The sequence below is a fragment of the Amycolatopsis sp. AA4 genome, assembly GCF_002796545.1.
Classification (GTDB): Bacteria; Actinomycetota; Actinomycetes; order Mycobacteriales; family Pseudonocardiaceae; genus Amycolatopsis.
The window spans coordinates 7,849,579-7,864,486 of record NZ_CP024894.1 but is presented as its reverse complement, the minus strand read 5'-3'; the positions used below and the strand labels follow the sequence as shown (position 1 = coordinate 7,864,486).

The window sequence follows — 14,908 nt, the reverse complement described above, 5'->3', positions numbered from 1 at the left end:
AGGGGTGAGCCAGGAAACCGAGACCCGACGGCGGCCCATGGTCGACTGGGACCGGGCAGCCGCCACCGGCGCGCTGCTGGTGCGCGGCGGCCCGCAGGTCGCGCGCGGCGAGGCCGACCGCGCGGTGGTCGACCTGCGGGAGCTGACCGCCGAGGCGGAGGGGCACGTCCGCGAGCTGACCGGCCTCGGCCAGGACCTGCCGTTGCTGCCCGGCACCGTGGTCGACCGGCCCGGCTGGGTCCGGTCCGCGGCGTCCGGTCTCGGCGTGCTCACCGGCCGCGCGCTGCCCGCCGCGCAGGGCGGTCCGCTCGGCCCGATCCTGGCGTCCGGCGCGGGCGTGCAGACCGGCTTGCTGCTGGCGTTCCTGGCCTCCCGCGTGCTCGGCCAGTACGACCCGTTCGGCGGCCCGGAGAACAAGGGCGAGCTGCTGCTGGTCGCGCCGAACGTGGTGGCCGCCGAACGCGCGATGAAGGTGCCCTCGCACGATTTCCGGCTGTGGGTCTGCCTGCACGAGTGCACGCACCGGCTGCAGTTCACCGCCGTGCCGTGGCTGCGCGACTACTTCGCCGACGAGGTCGAACGGCTGGTGTCCGGGCTCGCGGAGAGCTCCGCCGAGGGGCTGGCCGAATTGGTCGGCAGGCTGCCCGACGCGCTGCGCAACCGCGGCAAGGGCGGCGGGATCGCGGAACTGCTGCAGTCGCCGAAGCAGCGTTCGGTGTTCGACCGGCTGCTGGCGTTGTCCACGCTGCTGGAAGGCCACGCGGACTACGTGATGGACGCGGTCGGCCCGCAGGTCGTGCCGAGCGTGGAACAGATTCGCGCCCGGTTCACCGCGCGTCGGCAGGGCGGCGGGCTGTTCGACCGGCTGCTGCGCGCGGTGCTCGGTCTCGACGCGAAGATCCGCCAGTACGAGGAAGGCGCGAAGTTCACGCGGCACGTGGTCGACGCGGTCGGCATGGACGGGTTCAACAAGGTGTGGCGCTCGCCGAACACGTTGCCGACCCGCGCCGAGATCGCCGACCCAGCGGCCTGGGTGCGGCGCCTGCACGGGTGAGCGCGCTCGCCGCGGTCCGGACAGCGGTCCGCGATTTCCTTGCGACAGTCGCTGTTCCCGGCGAAGTGTGCGTCGCGGTGTCGGGCGGCGCGGACTCTCTCGCGCTCGCTGAAGCGACGGCGTACGTCCTTCGGCACCGAGACGTCCGTACGCGAGCGCTTGTCGTCGATCATGGTCTTCAGGCCGATTCAGCCGCCGTAGCCAGTGAAGCAGCGACGGTCGTGAAGGGCCTTGGCGTTGACGCCGTGGAAGTGCATGCCGTACACGTCGTCGGCAAAGGCGGTCCCGAAGCAGCCGCGCGCGCCGCGAGGTACCACGCGCTGCGCGAAGCGTTGCCAAACGGCGAAGGGCTCGTACTGCTCGGCCACACGCAAGACGATCAAGCTGAGACAGTGCTGCTCGGTCTGGGCCGCGGCTCTGGACCGCGCTCGCTGGCTGGCATGCGCCCGCACGATCCGCCGTGGGGACGTCCGCTGCTCGGCATCACTCGCGCGCAAACCGTCGCGGCGTGCACAGAACTCGGCCTAGAGCCGTGGCAAGACCCGCACAACGCAGACCCGCGCTTCACCCGCGTACGGCTGCGTACGGAGGCACTGCCGCTCCTGGAGGACGTGCTGTCGGGTGGAGTAGCTCCAGCTTTAGCCCGTACGGCCGCACAACTGCGCGAGGACACCGAGGCGTTGGACACACTCGCCGCGCGCGTACACGAGCGCGCGGTCCGCGAAGACGACCTCGACGTAGCCGTGCTCGCCGCCGAGCCCGCTGCGCTGCGCAGACGGGTTCTCCGCAGGTGGCTGCTGGACTCCGGGGTCCGCGAACTGACCGACGCGCACCTGCGTTCGGTCGACGCGCTAGTGGCCCGTTGGCGGGGTCAGGGCGGGGTGTGGCTGCCGGGCAACTTGGAGGCTCGACGGCGGCGTGGCAGGCTCTCGCTTGCCGGACCCGAACCCACCACCCGAGGGGAATGACGCGTGTACGAGGGCGAGATCGCCTCCGTGCTCATCACCGAGCAGCAGATCAAGGACAAGATCGCGGAGCTGGCGGCGAAGATCGCCGCGGACCACCCGGAAAACGGCCAGGGCGACCTCCTCCTGGTCGGCGTCCTCAAGGGCGCCGTCATGTTCATGACCGACTTCGCGCGGGCGCTTCCGGTGCCGACGCAGCTGGAGTTCATGGCCGTGTCGTCCTACGGGTCTTCGACCTCGTCGTCGGGGGTGGTGCGGATCCTGAAGGACCTCGACCGCGACATCGCCGGGCGCGACGTGCTGATCGTCGAGGACATCGTCGACTCCGGGCTCACCCTGTCCTGGCTGCTGAAGAACCTGGCGAGCCGGAACCCGGCCTCGCTCGAGGTCGTCTCGCTGCTGCGCAAGCCGGAAGCCGTGAAGGTCGAGGTGCCGGTCAAGTACATCGGCTTCGACATCCCCAACGAGTTCGTCGTCGGCTACGGCCTCGACTACGCCGAGCGCTACCGCGACCTGCCCTACATCGGAACGCTCGACCCGCACGTCTACACGTCCGGATAGTCCGGACCAGCACGGTCGGCGGCAATCCTTCCGGATGCGGAACCCGGATGCCCGAAATCGCGTCATAGGGCTCGACCAGGTGCGTTAACCTATGCGAAGACCTATTGCCATGCGGACGAGTGACACCAGCCGACGGGCTGGTCCTCGCGCGGGGGAACGGAGAGAGGGCAGATGGGCAACAACAGCTCGGCGGATGCCGCGGCGTTCAAGAACGCCGCTGTCAACGGCCAGGTCGGAATCGACCCGGATGCCGCGCAGACCGTGCTGAAGAAGATCCGGACCGGGCGGGACGCGATCGAAGCTCTTCTGAACAGCGCGGGCACGCTCGCGCAGCCGCCGAAGCTCGGCGCGAACCCGGTCGGCAAGGCGATGGCGACCAAGTTCGTGCAGCGCGCCGACGGCGGCGGCGATTCCTACTCGTCCGCGCTGCAGAACCTGCTCAGCCAGTACCAGGCAGCGGAGGAAGGCATCGTCGCGGCGATGTCGCGCTACCACGAGTTCGACCAGTCCGCAGGCGACCCGTTCCGCACCAAGGCCTGACGTCCTAGGGGGATCACGCAGTCATGGCACCGAACACCAGCACCTCGGCCCCGGGCGGCTCCGTCCCGGACGGCTCGGGCTACAACACTTCCGGTTACGGCACGTCGTCCTCGGCCCCGGCGCCGGGCTCGACCGTGGCGATGGGCTCGAACCCCGCGGCCAGCGACATCGTCGCGTCGGCGCGCAGCAGCTCCGGCGGCTTCGAGATCGGCGGCGACCGCGCCATCGGCAACCCGCCGAACTGGCAGGCGCAGGAAAGCCACCAGCTCTACGTCGGCGCGACCACGGACAACGACCCGGGCACCGCCGAGTCCACCGGGCAGCACTGGGCCAAGCACGGCACCGAGCTGAAGCAGGCGTCCGACGACCTGTACAACGCGATCACCGAACTGGGCAACGTCTGGGTCGGCCAGGGTGCGGCGGGCGCGCAGGGCGCGCTCGTGGCGATCGCCAACTCGGGCACGCAGGCCTCGGACGCCGCGCACACGATGGCCGACCGGCTCGCCCGCCAGGCCGCCGCGGCCGCCGAGGTCAAGAAGATGCCCGCCCCGCGCGACTACGACCCGAAGCAGGCCATGGCGGCCGCGCTCGCGGGCGGTCCGGCCGCGCTGGCCGCGGACCAGAAGGCGCAGGCGGACGCGGCGAACGACGTCAAGGCGCAGCAGGTCGCGTTCTTCAACGCCTACACCCAGGCGATGAGCGAGGTCGACAGCTCCACCCCGAGCTTCGGCCCGGACTCGCTCGGCATGAAGCCGACGGCGACGCACTTCAACGGCAACTCGTTCAACAACGTCAACGACATCGGCCACACCGACGCTCCGGGCGCGCTCGGCTCCCCGGCCAGCTTCGGCACGGTGGGCGCGCACGGCGCGGTCGGCGGCGCGGGCGTGGCCGGACACGGCGCCCCGGCGCACGTTTCGGCCGACTCGGGCAAGTACGGCACCGCCGGCTTCGAGGGCGGCAGCGGGCTCGCCGCGGGTGCCGGCGTCGGCACCGGTTCCGGCGTCGGCGTCGGCTCGGCTCCGATCGCCTCCGCTCCCGCGAGCACGGGCGGCAGCGGGGTCGGCGCCGCGCTCGGCCTCGGCGCCATCGGCGCGGGAGCCGGGTTCGCCGGCGGCAAGCTCGGCGAGGGCAACCGCAGCGGTTCGCGCAAGGAGGAGGAAGGCAAGACCTCCGCGGCGGCCGAGCACCAGAGCGGGCAGAGCGCCGCGTCGGCGGCCCCGCAGCAGCAGGGCGTCGTCCCGGCGGGCGGCACCATCGGCCAGTCGCAGGGCATGAGCCCGATGGGCGGCATGGGCGGGGCGGGCGCGCACGGCGCCGGCGAAGAGGACGAGGAGCACACGCACGCTTCGTTCCTCATCGAACCGGACCCGGACGACGCGTTCGGGGCCAACCAGGCCACTCCGCCGCCGGTCATCGGCGCGTGGTCGGACGACGACAACTGACGCACCTCTCGCGGGCGCGTGACCGGACCGGTCACGCGCCCGCGAGCGTTCGCAAACACTCGGGGTAGGGGGTTGGTCGATGCCGAACGCGGAGCTGCTCGCGCCGATCGAGGTGGACTTCCTGTGGGAGTCGGCCGGGATGGGCGAGCTGCCGTATCCGCTGCGGATCCGTTCGCACGGCGCGACGATGGACGAGCGCTCGGCGCTGCGCACGCGCACGCTCGGCGCACTGGCCGACCGGGGGCTCGCCGACAACCGGGGCAGGCCCGCCCCGCACGTCGAGGACTACTTCGGCATCCTCGCCTCGCCGGACGTCAGCCTCGACACCGTCCAGCTGCTCGACCCGAACGGCGAACCGCTGCTCGCGGTCGCGGGCAGCGCCAACGGCGAAGGCCTGTTCGCCGTGCAGGACCAGCGCGGGCTGCATCTGCACCCGTGCGCGCCGGACGGCCTGGCCACGGCGATCATCTCGCTCCTGCCGGGCGCTCCGCGCGGCACCGAGAAGTCGATCACCGTGCCGCTGGAGCAGCTGGTCGGCGCGTCCGGGGTCGACTTCATGCAGCGGCGCGGCAACCAGGTCGACGCGTCCGGCCGCGCGAGCGTCGACGAGGACCGCAAGGCACTCGCCCGGCTGCACGCCCAGCAGCGCCTGCGCGGCGGCCAGATCGGCGCGAACGCCCGCAACCGTCTCGGCGGCCGCAGCCGGTCGGCGGTGCTGAGCTGGTTCGACACCGAAACCGGCCGGTACTTCACGCAGGCAAGCCAGGGCCACGACGGACGCGACTGGATCACCATCGCGCCCGCCGACCCGGCGACGCTGCGGCACCGGCTCGGCGAAATGCTCGCCGGGGTGGCCGACCAGGCCAGCGCGGGCGCGTTCTGACCAGCCGACCGGCCCCGGGCCCGCTGAGCTGAACCCGCCCCATGGTGGCATTGGGGCGCTTGAAGACCGCGGATCCGGCGCTACGCTGGGCGGGAAATCGTTGACCGGAGGGTGAGCAGCACCGGATGCACCAAGAGTTCTTCTCGCCGCTCGCGTTCGACTTCCTGTGGGAGTCGATGGAGCTGGGCGAGCTGCCCTACCCGCTGCGCGTGCGCTCGCACGGCGCGACCGAGAACGAGCGCGTGTCGCTGCGGCACCGGGTCGACACCGAGCTGAAGGCCCGCGGCGTCCGCGACGCGCGCGGCCGGGTCGAACCCGACGTCGAAGACTGGCTGACGCTGCTCGCGCGCGCCCCGCATTCGATCGACGCGCTGCACATCCCGCAGTTCGAGGCGCATCCGGTCGCGCTGCTCGCCGCGGGCGACGAGCGCACCGGCGTGGTCGCGATCCAGGACGCCGACGGCATCTGGCTGCGCGCGATCCCGCCGGACGGGCTGGTGTCCACGATCGTCGAACTGCTGCCCGGCGGCCCGCGCGGCAGTGAGGCGTCGGTCACGCTTCCGCTGGACGAGGCGCTGCACACCCAGCCGATCCGGGTTCCGGTCGCCGCGGGCGGCGGGCAGTCCGAGGACAAGGGCGGACGGCGGGCGAAGCGGCAGTCGCTCAGCGAGCGCGCCACCGTCGACCCGCGCGAGACCTACGCGCTCATCGCGGGCCAGCCTCGGCTGCGCGGCGGTCAGCTCGCAGCGAACAGCCGGTCAGCGCTGGGAACCCGGCAGCGGTCGCGGGTGCTCGGCTGGTTCGACACCGCCACCGGACGGTATTTGAGCTTGTCGAGGGCGGGTTCGGACGGCCGCGAATGGGTCACCGTCGCCCCGGCGGACCCGGCCACGCTGCGGAGCAGGCTGGGTGAAATGGTGGCCTCGGTGGCGGTCGACACCCGCTAGCGGGGCGACGTCACGTCCCGGACCGGGAACCCTCGCGCGGGATTGGCCGTTGACCTGCGAGAGGCTCGCCAGGCTTCCCCGCCCGCCCGGACGGTACCCTGGTGGGACGGGTGCCCTGCGGCGCCCACGGGTTGTCAAGATCGCGATGGCGGGTATCACAGGAGCCGCCCAACCAGGGAGGGTCGAGGCCGCAAGGGCCGAGTCGTATGAACCGGAAGAGCGTGCTCAGGAACCCACTGCTGTGGATCGTCGCGGGGTTGCTGGCGGTGTTCGCCTACAACACGATCTTCGACAGTGATCGTAGCTACACCGAGGCTCCTATCTCCACGGCGATGCAGCAGGTCAAGGCTGGACACGTCAAGGAAGCGAGCCTCGAGGACAAGGAGCAGCAGCTCAAACTGCTGCTCACGCAGAAGATCGACATCGACGGCCAGCAGACCGACAAGGTCCTCGCGCAGTTCCCCGGCGGTGCGACCGACGACATCTACAAAGAGCTTCTCGGCGCGAACGTCGACAACCAGGCGAACCATCCGATCAAGTTCACCACCAAGGTCACCCAGCAGAGCCTGCTGACCCAGATCCTGATCTTCGCGATCCCGCTGGCGCTGGTGCTCGGCCTCCTGATGTGGATGATGAACAACGCCCAGGGCGGCGGGAACCGCGTCCTGAACTTCGGCAAGTCGAAGGCGAAGCAGCTCAACAAGGACATGCCGAAGACGACCTTCGGCGACGTCGCGGGCGCGGACGAAGCGGTCGAAGAGCTGTACGAGATCAAGGACTTCCTGCAGAACCCGGCGCGCTACCAGGCGCTCGGCGCGAAGATCCCGAAGGGCGTGCTGCTCTACGGGCCGCCCGGTACTGGTAAGACGCTGCTCGCGCGTGCGGTCGCGGGCGAAGCGGGCGTGCCGTTCTACACGATCTCCGGTTCGGACTTCGTCGAGATGTTCGTCGGCGTCGGCGCTTCCCGGGTCCGCGACCTCTTCGAACAGGCGAAGCAGAACGCGCCGTGCATCATCTTCGTGGACGAGATCGACGCGGTCGGCCGCCAGCGCGGCGCCGGCCTCGGCGGCGGCCACGACGAGCGCGAGCAGACGCTGAACCAGCTGCTGGTCGAGATGGACGGCTTCGACGCCCGCGGCGGCATCATCCTGATCGCGGCCACCAACCGCCCGGACATCCTCGACCCGGCGCTGCTGCGCCCGGGCCGGTTCGACCGGCAGATCCCGGTGTCCGCGCCGGACCTGCTCGGCCGCAAGGCGATTCTCGAGGTGCACGCCAAGGGCAAGCCGATCGCGCAGGGCACTGACCTGACCGGGCTGGCCAAGCGCACCGTCGGCATGTCCGGTGCGGACCTGGCCAACGTGCTGAACGAGGCCGCGCTGCTCACCGCCCGCGAGAACGGGCACGTGATCACCGACGCCGCGCTCGAGGAATCGGTCGACCGCGTGGTCGGCGGTCCCGCGCGCAAGAGCCGGATCATCTCCGAGAAGGAGAAGAAGATCACCGCCTACCACGAGGGCGGGCACGCGCTCGCCGCGTGGGCGATGCCGGACATCGAACCGGTGTACAAGCTGACGATCCTGCCTCGCGGCCGCACCGGCGGGCACGCGCTGCTGGTGCCCGAGGACGACAAGCAGCTGATGACCCGGTCGGAGATGATCGGCCGGCTGGTGTTCGCGATGGGCGGCCGCACGGCCGAGGAGCTCGTGTTCCACGAGCCCACCACCGGAGCGTCGTCGGACATCGAGCAGGCGACGAAGATCGCCCGCGCGATGGTCACCGAATACGGCATGAGCGCGCGGCTGGGCGCGGTGAAGTACGGCCAGGAGCAGGGCGACCCGTTCCTCGGCCGGTCCGCGGGCCGCCAGGCCGACTACTCGCTCGAGGTGGCGCACGAGATCGACGAGGAGGTGCGCAAGCTCATCGAGACCGCGCACACCGAGGCGTGGCACGTGCTGAACACCTACCGCGACGTGCTCGACAACCTGGTCATGGAGCTGCTGGAGAAGGAAACGCTGCAGCGCAAGGACCTCGAGCGGATCTTCGCGACGGTCGAGAAGCGCCCGCACATCACCGTCTTCAACGAGTTCGGCGAGCGCACGCCGTCGGACAAGCCGCCGATCAAGACCCCGGGCGAGCTGGCGATGGAACGCGGCGAGCCGTGGCCCCCGCCCGCTCCGGAGAAGGAAAAGCCCGCTCTGCAGCCCGCTCCGACCCCGGTCGGCACGGCCCCGGGCGCGGGCGAACTGCCCGGCGGCCCGCCGTACCAGGCTCCGGACCCGAACGCGAACCCGTACGCCCCGCCGCCGAACGGCGGCCGTCCGGGCGGGCCGAACGGCCGCTGGGGCCAGCCGTATGGTGGTCAGCAGCAGCCGGGCGGTCCGGCAGGCGGCGGCTACCAGCCCGGTGGCCCGGGCGGTGCGCAGAGCGGGCCGCCGAACTACGGGGCGCCTCCGGGCTGGACCCCGGCGACGTCCCCGGGCGGCCAGCAGCCGTGGCGCCCCGCCGAAGACCGTCCGCGTGAGCAGGGCTGGTTCGCCGACGGCGCGAACGGCCAGCAGCCGGACGAGGGGCAGCATCGGCGTGACGTCGACGGATCAGACAAGCAGTAAAGACGGCATCCGCCCGGTCTTCGATCAGGACCGGGCGGAGCGCGCCGTTCGCGAGCTGCTGCTCGCCTGCGGCGAAGACCCGGATCGGGACGGTCTCCAGGACACCCCGGCCCGGGTCGCTCGCGCTTACCAGGAGATGTTCGCCGGCCTCTACACCGATCCGGACGAGGTGCTGGCGCGGACGTTCGACGAATCGCACGAGGAACTCGTGCTCGTCACGGACATCCCGATGTACTCCAACTGCGAACACCACCTCCTCCCCTTCCATGGCGTAGCCCACGTCGGCTACATCCCGAACGGCGAGGGCAAGGTCACCGGGCTGTCGAAGCTCGCCCGGCTGGTGGACCTCTACGCTCGCCGCCCGCAGGTGCAGGAGCGGCTCACCTCGCAGATCGCCGACGCGCTGGACCGGAAGCTGGAGCCGCGCGGCGTGATCGTGGTCATCGAGGCCGAGCATCTGTGCATGTCGGTGCGCGGAATCCGCAAACCGGGTTCGCGGACCACCACGTCGGCGGTGCGCGGGATGCTGCGGTCGTCGGCGACGTCGCGGGCCGAGGCGATCGAGCTGATCCGGGGGCGTCGGTGATCCCCCGGCCGGGGCGGTGCGCCGTGATGGGCGTGCTGAACGTGACACCGGATTCGTTCTCCGACGGCGGCCGCTACCTCGATCTCGACCAGGCGCTGGAGCACGCGCGCGAAATGTGGGCGCGCGGTGCGGACCTGATCGACGTCGGCGGCGAGTCGACGCGGCCGGGCGCCTCGCGGGTCGACGCGGAGACCGAGGCCGCGCGCGTCTTGCCGGTGATCCGCCAGCTGGCTTCCGAAGGCGTCGTGCTGTCCGTCGACACCACGCGGGCCGCGGTCGCGGAGGCGGCGGTGGCGGCTGGGGCGAAGGTGATCAACGACGTGTCCGGCGGGCTCGCCGATCCGGCGATGGGGCGGGTCGCGGCGGAAACCAAGGCTCCCTGGGTGCTGATGCACTGGCGCGGGCACAGCAAGGACATGAACGCGCTGGCCACGTACACCGACGTCGTCGCCGAAGTGCGCGGCGAGCTGCTGCAGCGGGTCGACGAGGCGATCGCGGCCGGGGTCGCCGAAAGCGAGATCGTGCTCGACCCCGGTCTCGGGTTCGCGAAGCACGCCGAGCACGACTGGGCGTTGCTGCACGGGCTGGATTCGTTGCTGCAGCTGGGTTTCCCGGTTTTGGTGGGCGCTTCGCGCAAACGCTTCCTCGGCCGGTTGCTGGCCGGGAAGGACGGCGTGCCGAGGCCGCCGGACGGACGCGAGGTCGCCACGGCGTCGATCTCGGCGCTGGCCGCGGCGGCGGGTGCTTGGGGCGTGCGGGTGCACGAGGTGGGGGCTTCACTGGACGCCGTGGCGGTGGCCGCGGCCTGGCAGCAAGGACGGGCCGATGGCTGACCGCATCACGCTCACGGGTCTGCGCGTGTTCGGCCGACATGGCGTCTTCGACCACGAGAAGCGCGACGGACAGGAATTCGGCGTCGACATCGTCGCGTGGCTCGACCTCGGGCCTGCCGCGGCGTCGGACGACCTGACCAAGACGCTGCACTACGGCGAGCTGGCCGAATTGGCGGCCGGGATCGTCGCCGGGGAGCCGTACGACCTGATCGAGAGCGTCGCCGGGAAGATCGCCGACGAGGTCATGCGCGACGACCGGCTGACCGCCGTCGAGGTCACCGTGCACAAGCCGTCCGCGCCGATTCCGCTGACCTTCGACGACGTCGCGGTCACCGTCCGGCGGGAGCGGTGAGCCGCGCGGTCCTGTCGCTGGGCTCCAACCTCGGCGACCGGCTCGGTTACCTGCGCAGCGCGGTCGACGCGGTGCGCCCGGCGCTCGTCGCGGTGTCCGGCGTGTACGAGACGAAAGCCTGGGGCGTCGAGGACCAGCCGGATTTCCTGAACGCGCTGTGCGTCGTCGACGACCCGGCGCGAGACCACTGGGCGTGGCTGCGCGCCGGGCAGGCGGCCGAACAGGCGGCGGGCCGGGTGCGCGAACTGCGCTGGGGCCCGCGCACGCTGGACGTCGACGTAGTGACAGTGCAGGGCGTCACGTCGGACGATCCGGAACTGCTGCTGCCGCATCCCGGGACCCCGGACCGGGCGAGCGTGCTGATCCCGTGGCTCGAGATCGACCCGGACGCCGAGGTTCCCGGGCGCGGCCGGGCCGCCGACCTGCTCGCCCGGCTGCCGGAGGCTGACCGGGCGGGCGTTGTCCTGCGGCCCGACCTGACCTTGTCGTGAGTGCTTAGGCCGGTGCTAACCGGTGCCGGCGCTCACGAGGCCCGCAGCGCCGCCAGCAGGAACTGCACTTCTTCCTGGCGGCTGGGGATCGCGGGCCAGCCGTTGATGGTCGCGAGCAGCTGCCAGTACCGCTCGGCGCGCGGATCCGCCCCGACGGCGATTCCGTCGGCCATCCGGTAACGGACCGCCGGGTCGGCCGGGTCCTGGTCGGGGCGGGCCGAAGCGGTCGCGACCGCGTCCGCCAGCGCCCGTCCCGCCGGGGAGTCCGGCGCGTGGCCCGCGTCGAGCGCGGACCGGGCGTCGGTCATCCAGGCGCCCCAGTTCTCCTGCTGGGCCTTCGTCGGCTGCTCGTATTCGCCCGCTTCCCGCGTGGCCGAATGCCGTTCGCTCATCGTGCGGACGGACTGCCGGAAGTCCGGGTCCTGCACGAGTTCGGCGAATTCGATCCAGGCCTCGAGCTGCTCCGGCGCCGGATCATCCGGAAGATCCGGTTTCGCCGATTGCATTCGCGCGTAGAACTCGGGGTCGACCTCGAGCCCGTCCATCATTTCGGCCCAGAACTCGTCGACCAGACGGCGGCGTTCCTCGTCCGGCATTTGGGCGATGCGATTCATCAGTTTCACTTCCTCCAGCTCGGAATCCCGTTTCAGCACCGCGCGCAATACCGCGCGGCGCAGCCGCAACCGCCGGATCTGCTCGTCGAGGGCGTCGACGTGGCTCGTCGCCAGGTCGCGCACCGTCGTCTCGCGCGCCAGTGCGCGGGACACGTCCGGCAGGCCGATGCCCAGCTCGCGCAGCGTCCGCACCAGCTCCAGCCGGGCGAGCGCGTGCGCGTCGTACAGCCGGTAGCCGGCGCCGGTCCGCTGCGTGGGCGGGAGCAGGCCCTCGTCGGAGTAGAACCGGATGGTCTTCACCGGCAGCCCGGTGCGCCGGGAGAGTTCGCCGATCGTGAAGACCGTGGTGGCAGGCATGTCAGGCATCGTGGAGTCTCCAGTCGCTGGAGAGTCAAGCGTGCCAGAACGGGCTCGGTACGGTGGAGTCATGCACTTCACGCGGTCCCGGGACCTGGTCGTGGCCGCGGTCCTCGGCCTCGCCGTGGTCTACGTGCTGTTCCAGGCCGCTTACGGCGACCTGCCGCGGCTGCCCTTGCTCGCCGGCGTGACCTTCGCGGTGCTCGCGGTCGCCGAGGCGGGGCTGGCGCTCTCGATCCGGTCGCGGATCAAGTCCGGCCGGGTGCACGGCAACGCGGTCGGGATCGCCAGGGCGGTGGCGCTGGCGAAGGCGTCGTCGCTGGCCGGGGCGTTTCTCGGCGGCGGCTGGCTGGCCGCGTTCCTCTACGCCTTCCCGCGACGTGACGAACTCGTCGCCGCGGTCTCCGACAGCAAGTCGGCGATCGTCGGGGCGGTGTCGTCGGCGCTGCTCGTAGCTGCCGGTTTGTGGCTCGAGCACTGCTGCCGGACGCCGCCGGAGGACCGAAGGACGACGACCGGTTAACGCTTCGAGGGCGCCGCTCGAAGTACCGACTAGGTCTCATTCGGATCACCAGAAGGTACGGTGTCAGGCATGACTGGCGTGGGTGACGACTCGCACGGCCGCCGCCCTGGCAGGCCGTGGCTTGTCGTCGGATTGCTCCTCGCCGTCGGCGCCACCCTCGCATTGGTGCTCAGCGACGACCTCCGGTACCTCCGGCTCGGGATCGTCGCGGCGCTCTGGGCTGCCCTGATCGGCGCCTTCCTGGCTGTCCGGGCCCGCAAGAACGCGGCGCACAGCGAGGACGCGGTCGCCGAGGCGCAGGCGGTATACGAACTCGAGCTGGAACGCGAGATCGCGGCCCGGCGGGAGTACGAACTCGAACTCGAAACGGAAGCGCGCGAGGCCGCGCAGGCACAATCGCGAGAAGAATTGGATGCGCTGCGTGCCGAAGTGGCTGCGCTCCGCGAAAGCCTGCAATCGCTGTTCGGCGGCGAAGTGCTGCTCGAACGCGTCGCGCTCACCGCGCAGGCGACCCGGATGCGCTCGCTGAACGACGACCAGCGGCTCGTTTCGGCCGGTTCCGAGTCGAAGAACGGGAATGGCAAGAAACCGGCTCAGCTGCTCGCTCCGAAGAAGCCGACGGTCGATGTTCCGGAGCGGCCGACCGAATTCATGGACCGGGTGCTCGACGCTGCTCCCGCGGAACGTCGGCGGGCACCGGCGAATGGGACCGCGAAGACCAATGGGACTTCCGGCGCGAACGGTTCGAGCAGTGCCGGATTGAACGGTTCCGGGCCGAATGGCGACCGGTCGACGCAATTGCGCACTCAGCAGATGCCGCGGCTCAAGCCGAAGCGGCCGGAACCGCCTGCCGAGCCGGAGCCGTTCGAGGACGAGGTCGAGGCCGACGGTCCCGCTCCGCGGGGCGGCCGGGATTCCCGGGCCAATCTGGCGGAGGCGTTCGTGCCCCGGAGCGAGCCGGGTCCGCACGAGGGGCGGGCGAGCGTGGCGGATGCTTTCGCCGCGCGTGAGCCGCGGAACGGGGCGGCGGAATCGCATGGCGGGCGGCCTGTGCGCGGGGGTGCGCCGGAGCCCAAGGTCGCGGCTCGTGGGGGTGCGCCGAAGCCGCGCGGGGAGCGGCCGCCGGAGCCGTATGAGAAGCCTCGCGGGGAGCGGGTGCCGGAGCCGTATGAGGCTGAGCGTCGTTCTGCCGGAGATTCTGGGGCGCATGTTGTTCCGGAGCCTTTTGAGCAGAAGAGTGCTGCGGCGCGCAATGTGACTGAGCCGTTGCCTCGGGAGGCTGAGCGGGTTCGGGAGGCGCGGGCTCCGCGGGCGCAGAAGGATGCGCCGCGGGTTGATGCGCAGCCGACTCGGACTGTTGCGCCGGTGAGTCAGCCGGAGCCGCCGGTTAAGCCCGTGAAGCCGGTTGCTCCGGTGGATTCGGTGAAGGAGGAACGGCCGGTGCCTCGGTTGGCGGCGCGGCCTGCTCCGCAGCGGGCGGAAGCTGTTGAGCGGACTGCGGTTTCCGCTCCGGTTGAACCTGCTCGGCATGCTGAGCCTGCTTCCGGCGAGGCGGGTTCGGAGAAGGAAGCCGCGGCGGAGGCGCCGGCTCGGGCGCCTTCTCGGTTGGAGCAGTTCTCTCGGTCGGATTTGTCGCCGTTGGCTGAGGACACGCCTACTGGGCGGCATGGGGCTCCGGGGTCGGACGCGGTCAATCCGACGTTGCCGGAGGCGGTGCGGAGTTCGGTCACCAGTGGGACTGGGGGGCGTCGGCGGCGGCCTGAGGCTGCTCCTGCTCCCTCGTCCGGGGGGCGGCGGAGGCGGCCGGAGGGGGAGCCTCCGGCTTGGGAGGCTCCTGCTGAGGAGGCGGCTTCCGGGCATCATGCTTCGGGGCGGTCGGTTACGGAATTGCTTGCGGCCAATGGGAAGACGGACGGGAGTCCTCGGCGGCGGCGTCGGGCTGAGGATTGAGGGTTCGGTCGGCTCGTCGCCCTGGCGGGCGACATTGCTGGTGATCTGGGTTGCGTGGGGCACCCCGATTTTTGATTGTGCTGACGGTTCGGGGGTGCTTGTCAAGGCGGGAAAGATGCCTTGACAAGCACCCCCGAACCGCAGGGCGGCTTTGTATCGGGGTTGGGGGAGGGGTGGGTGCCCCCGGTGGTTGGG

15 protein-coding genes are annotated in these 14,908 nt (G+C 71.2%); 14 read left to right on the top strand and 1 reads right to left on the bottom strand.

Annotated features, from left to right (window positions below; translation table 11 throughout):
* Positions 1-37: 37 nt before the first annotated feature.
* The 12 genes from CU254_RS36365 (at position 38) to folK (ending at position 11,269) form a co-directional block, all read left to right on the top strand.
* On the top strand, positions 38-1,054 hold the full coding sequence (locus CU254_RS36365) for a zinc-dependent metalloprotease (RefSeq protein WP_037715971.1): 1,017 nt from the start codon (positions 38-40) through the stop codon (positions 1,052-1,054).
* Positions 1,051-2,022, top strand: a complete 972-nt coding sequence (tilS, locus tag CU254_RS36360) for a tRNA lysidine(34) synthetase TilS (protein WP_078561013.1) — start codon at positions 1,051-1,053, stop codon at positions 2,020-2,022. Before CU254_RS36365 ends, tilS begins: the two co-directional genes overlap by 4 nt.
* Before the next feature lie 3 nt (positions 2,023-2,025).
* Entirely contained in the window at positions 2,026-2,580 is a 555-nt protein-coding gene (hpt, locus tag CU254_RS36355; RefSeq protein WP_037369179.1) for a hypoxanthine phosphoribosyltransferase, read from the top strand.
* 171 nt (positions 2,581-2,751) lie between these two features.
* On the top strand, positions 2,752-3,120 hold the full coding sequence (locus CU254_RS36350; protein ID WP_009084311.1) for a hypothetical protein: 369 nt from the start codon (positions 2,752-2,754) through the stop codon (positions 3,118-3,120).
* A gap of 23 nt (positions 3,121-3,143) precedes the next feature.
* Positions 3,144-4,565 (top strand): hypothetical protein, encoded by a 1,422-nt coding sequence (locus tag CU254_RS36345; RefSeq protein WP_100266976.1) that lies wholly within the window; start codon positions 3,144-3,146, stop codon positions 4,563-4,565.
* A 79-nt stretch (positions 4,566-4,644) separates the two neighbouring features.
* Positions 4,645-5,448 (top strand): ESX secretion-associated protein EspG, encoded by an 804-nt coding sequence (locus CU254_RS36340; protein WP_100266975.1) that lies wholly within the window; start codon positions 4,645-4,647, stop codon positions 5,446-5,448.
* Positions 5,449-5,573: 125 nt separating this feature from the next.
* Positions 5,574-6,395: an ESX secretion-associated protein EspG gene (locus tag CU254_RS36335; RefSeq protein ID WP_100266974.1), complete on the top strand. Its 822-nt coding sequence runs from the start codon at positions 5,574-5,576 to the stop codon at positions 6,393-6,395.
* A 206-nt stretch (positions 6,396-6,601) separates the two neighbouring features.
* Positions 6,602-9,007: an ATP-dependent zinc metalloprotease FtsH gene (gene ftsH / locus CU254_RS36330; RefSeq protein ID WP_100266973.1), complete on the top strand. Its 2,406-nt coding sequence runs from the start codon at positions 6,602-6,604 to the stop codon at positions 9,005-9,007.
* Positions 8,979-9,593 (top strand): GTP cyclohydrolase I FolE, encoded by a 615-nt coding sequence (gene folE / locus CU254_RS36325; protein WP_009084306.1) that lies wholly within the window; start codon positions 8,979-8,981, stop codon positions 9,591-9,593. The genes ftsH and folE overlap by 29 nt, the downstream gene beginning before the upstream one ends.
* Positions 9,594-9,619: 26 nt before the next feature.
* Positions 9,620-10,426 (top strand): dihydropteroate synthase, encoded by an 807-nt coding sequence (gene folP, locus CU254_RS36320; RefSeq protein WP_050788356.1) that lies wholly within the window; start codon positions 9,620-9,622, stop codon positions 10,424-10,426.
* Positions 10,419-10,778 (top strand): dihydroneopterin aldolase, encoded by a 360-nt coding sequence (folB, locus tag CU254_RS36315; protein ID WP_009084302.1) that lies wholly within the window; start codon positions 10,419-10,421, stop codon positions 10,776-10,778. The genes folP and folB overlap by 8 nt, the downstream gene beginning before the upstream one ends.
* A complete protein-coding gene (gene folK, locus CU254_RS36310) occupies positions 10,775-11,269 on the top strand; it encodes a 2-amino-4-hydroxy-6-hydroxymethyldihydropteridine diphosphokinase (protein WP_009084300.1) in 495 nt (164 codons plus the stop codon). The genes folB and folK overlap by 4 nt, the downstream gene beginning before the upstream one ends.
* A 32-nt stretch (positions 11,270-11,301) precedes the next feature.
* On the opposite strand, the gene CU254_RS36305 is transcribed toward folK, so the two are convergent.
* The gene (locus tag CU254_RS36305; RefSeq protein ID WP_037715963.1) at positions 11,302-12,240 is read right to left on the bottom strand and encodes a MerR family transcriptional regulator; all 939 of its coding nucleotides are present in this window, start codon (positions 12,238-12,240) and stop codon (positions 11,302-11,304) included.
* 70 nt (positions 12,241-12,310) lie between these two features.
* Here CU254_RS36305 and CU254_RS36300 point away from each other — a divergent pair, with 70 nt between their 5' ends.
* Together CU254_RS36300 and CU254_RS45110 are read left to right on the top strand one after the other, a co-directional pair.
* Positions 12,311-12,763, top strand: coding sequence for a DUF3180 domain-containing protein (locus tag CU254_RS36300; RefSeq protein WP_009084297.1), 453 nt, complete (start codon positions 12,311-12,313; stop codon positions 12,761-12,763).
* 69 nt (positions 12,764-12,832) lie between these two features.
* Positions 12,833-14,713, top strand: coding sequence for a DUF6779 domain-containing protein (locus CU254_RS45110; RefSeq protein WP_009084295.1), 1,881 nt, complete (start codon positions 12,833-12,835; stop codon positions 14,711-14,713).
* Positions 14,714-14,908 lie beyond the last annotated feature (195 nt).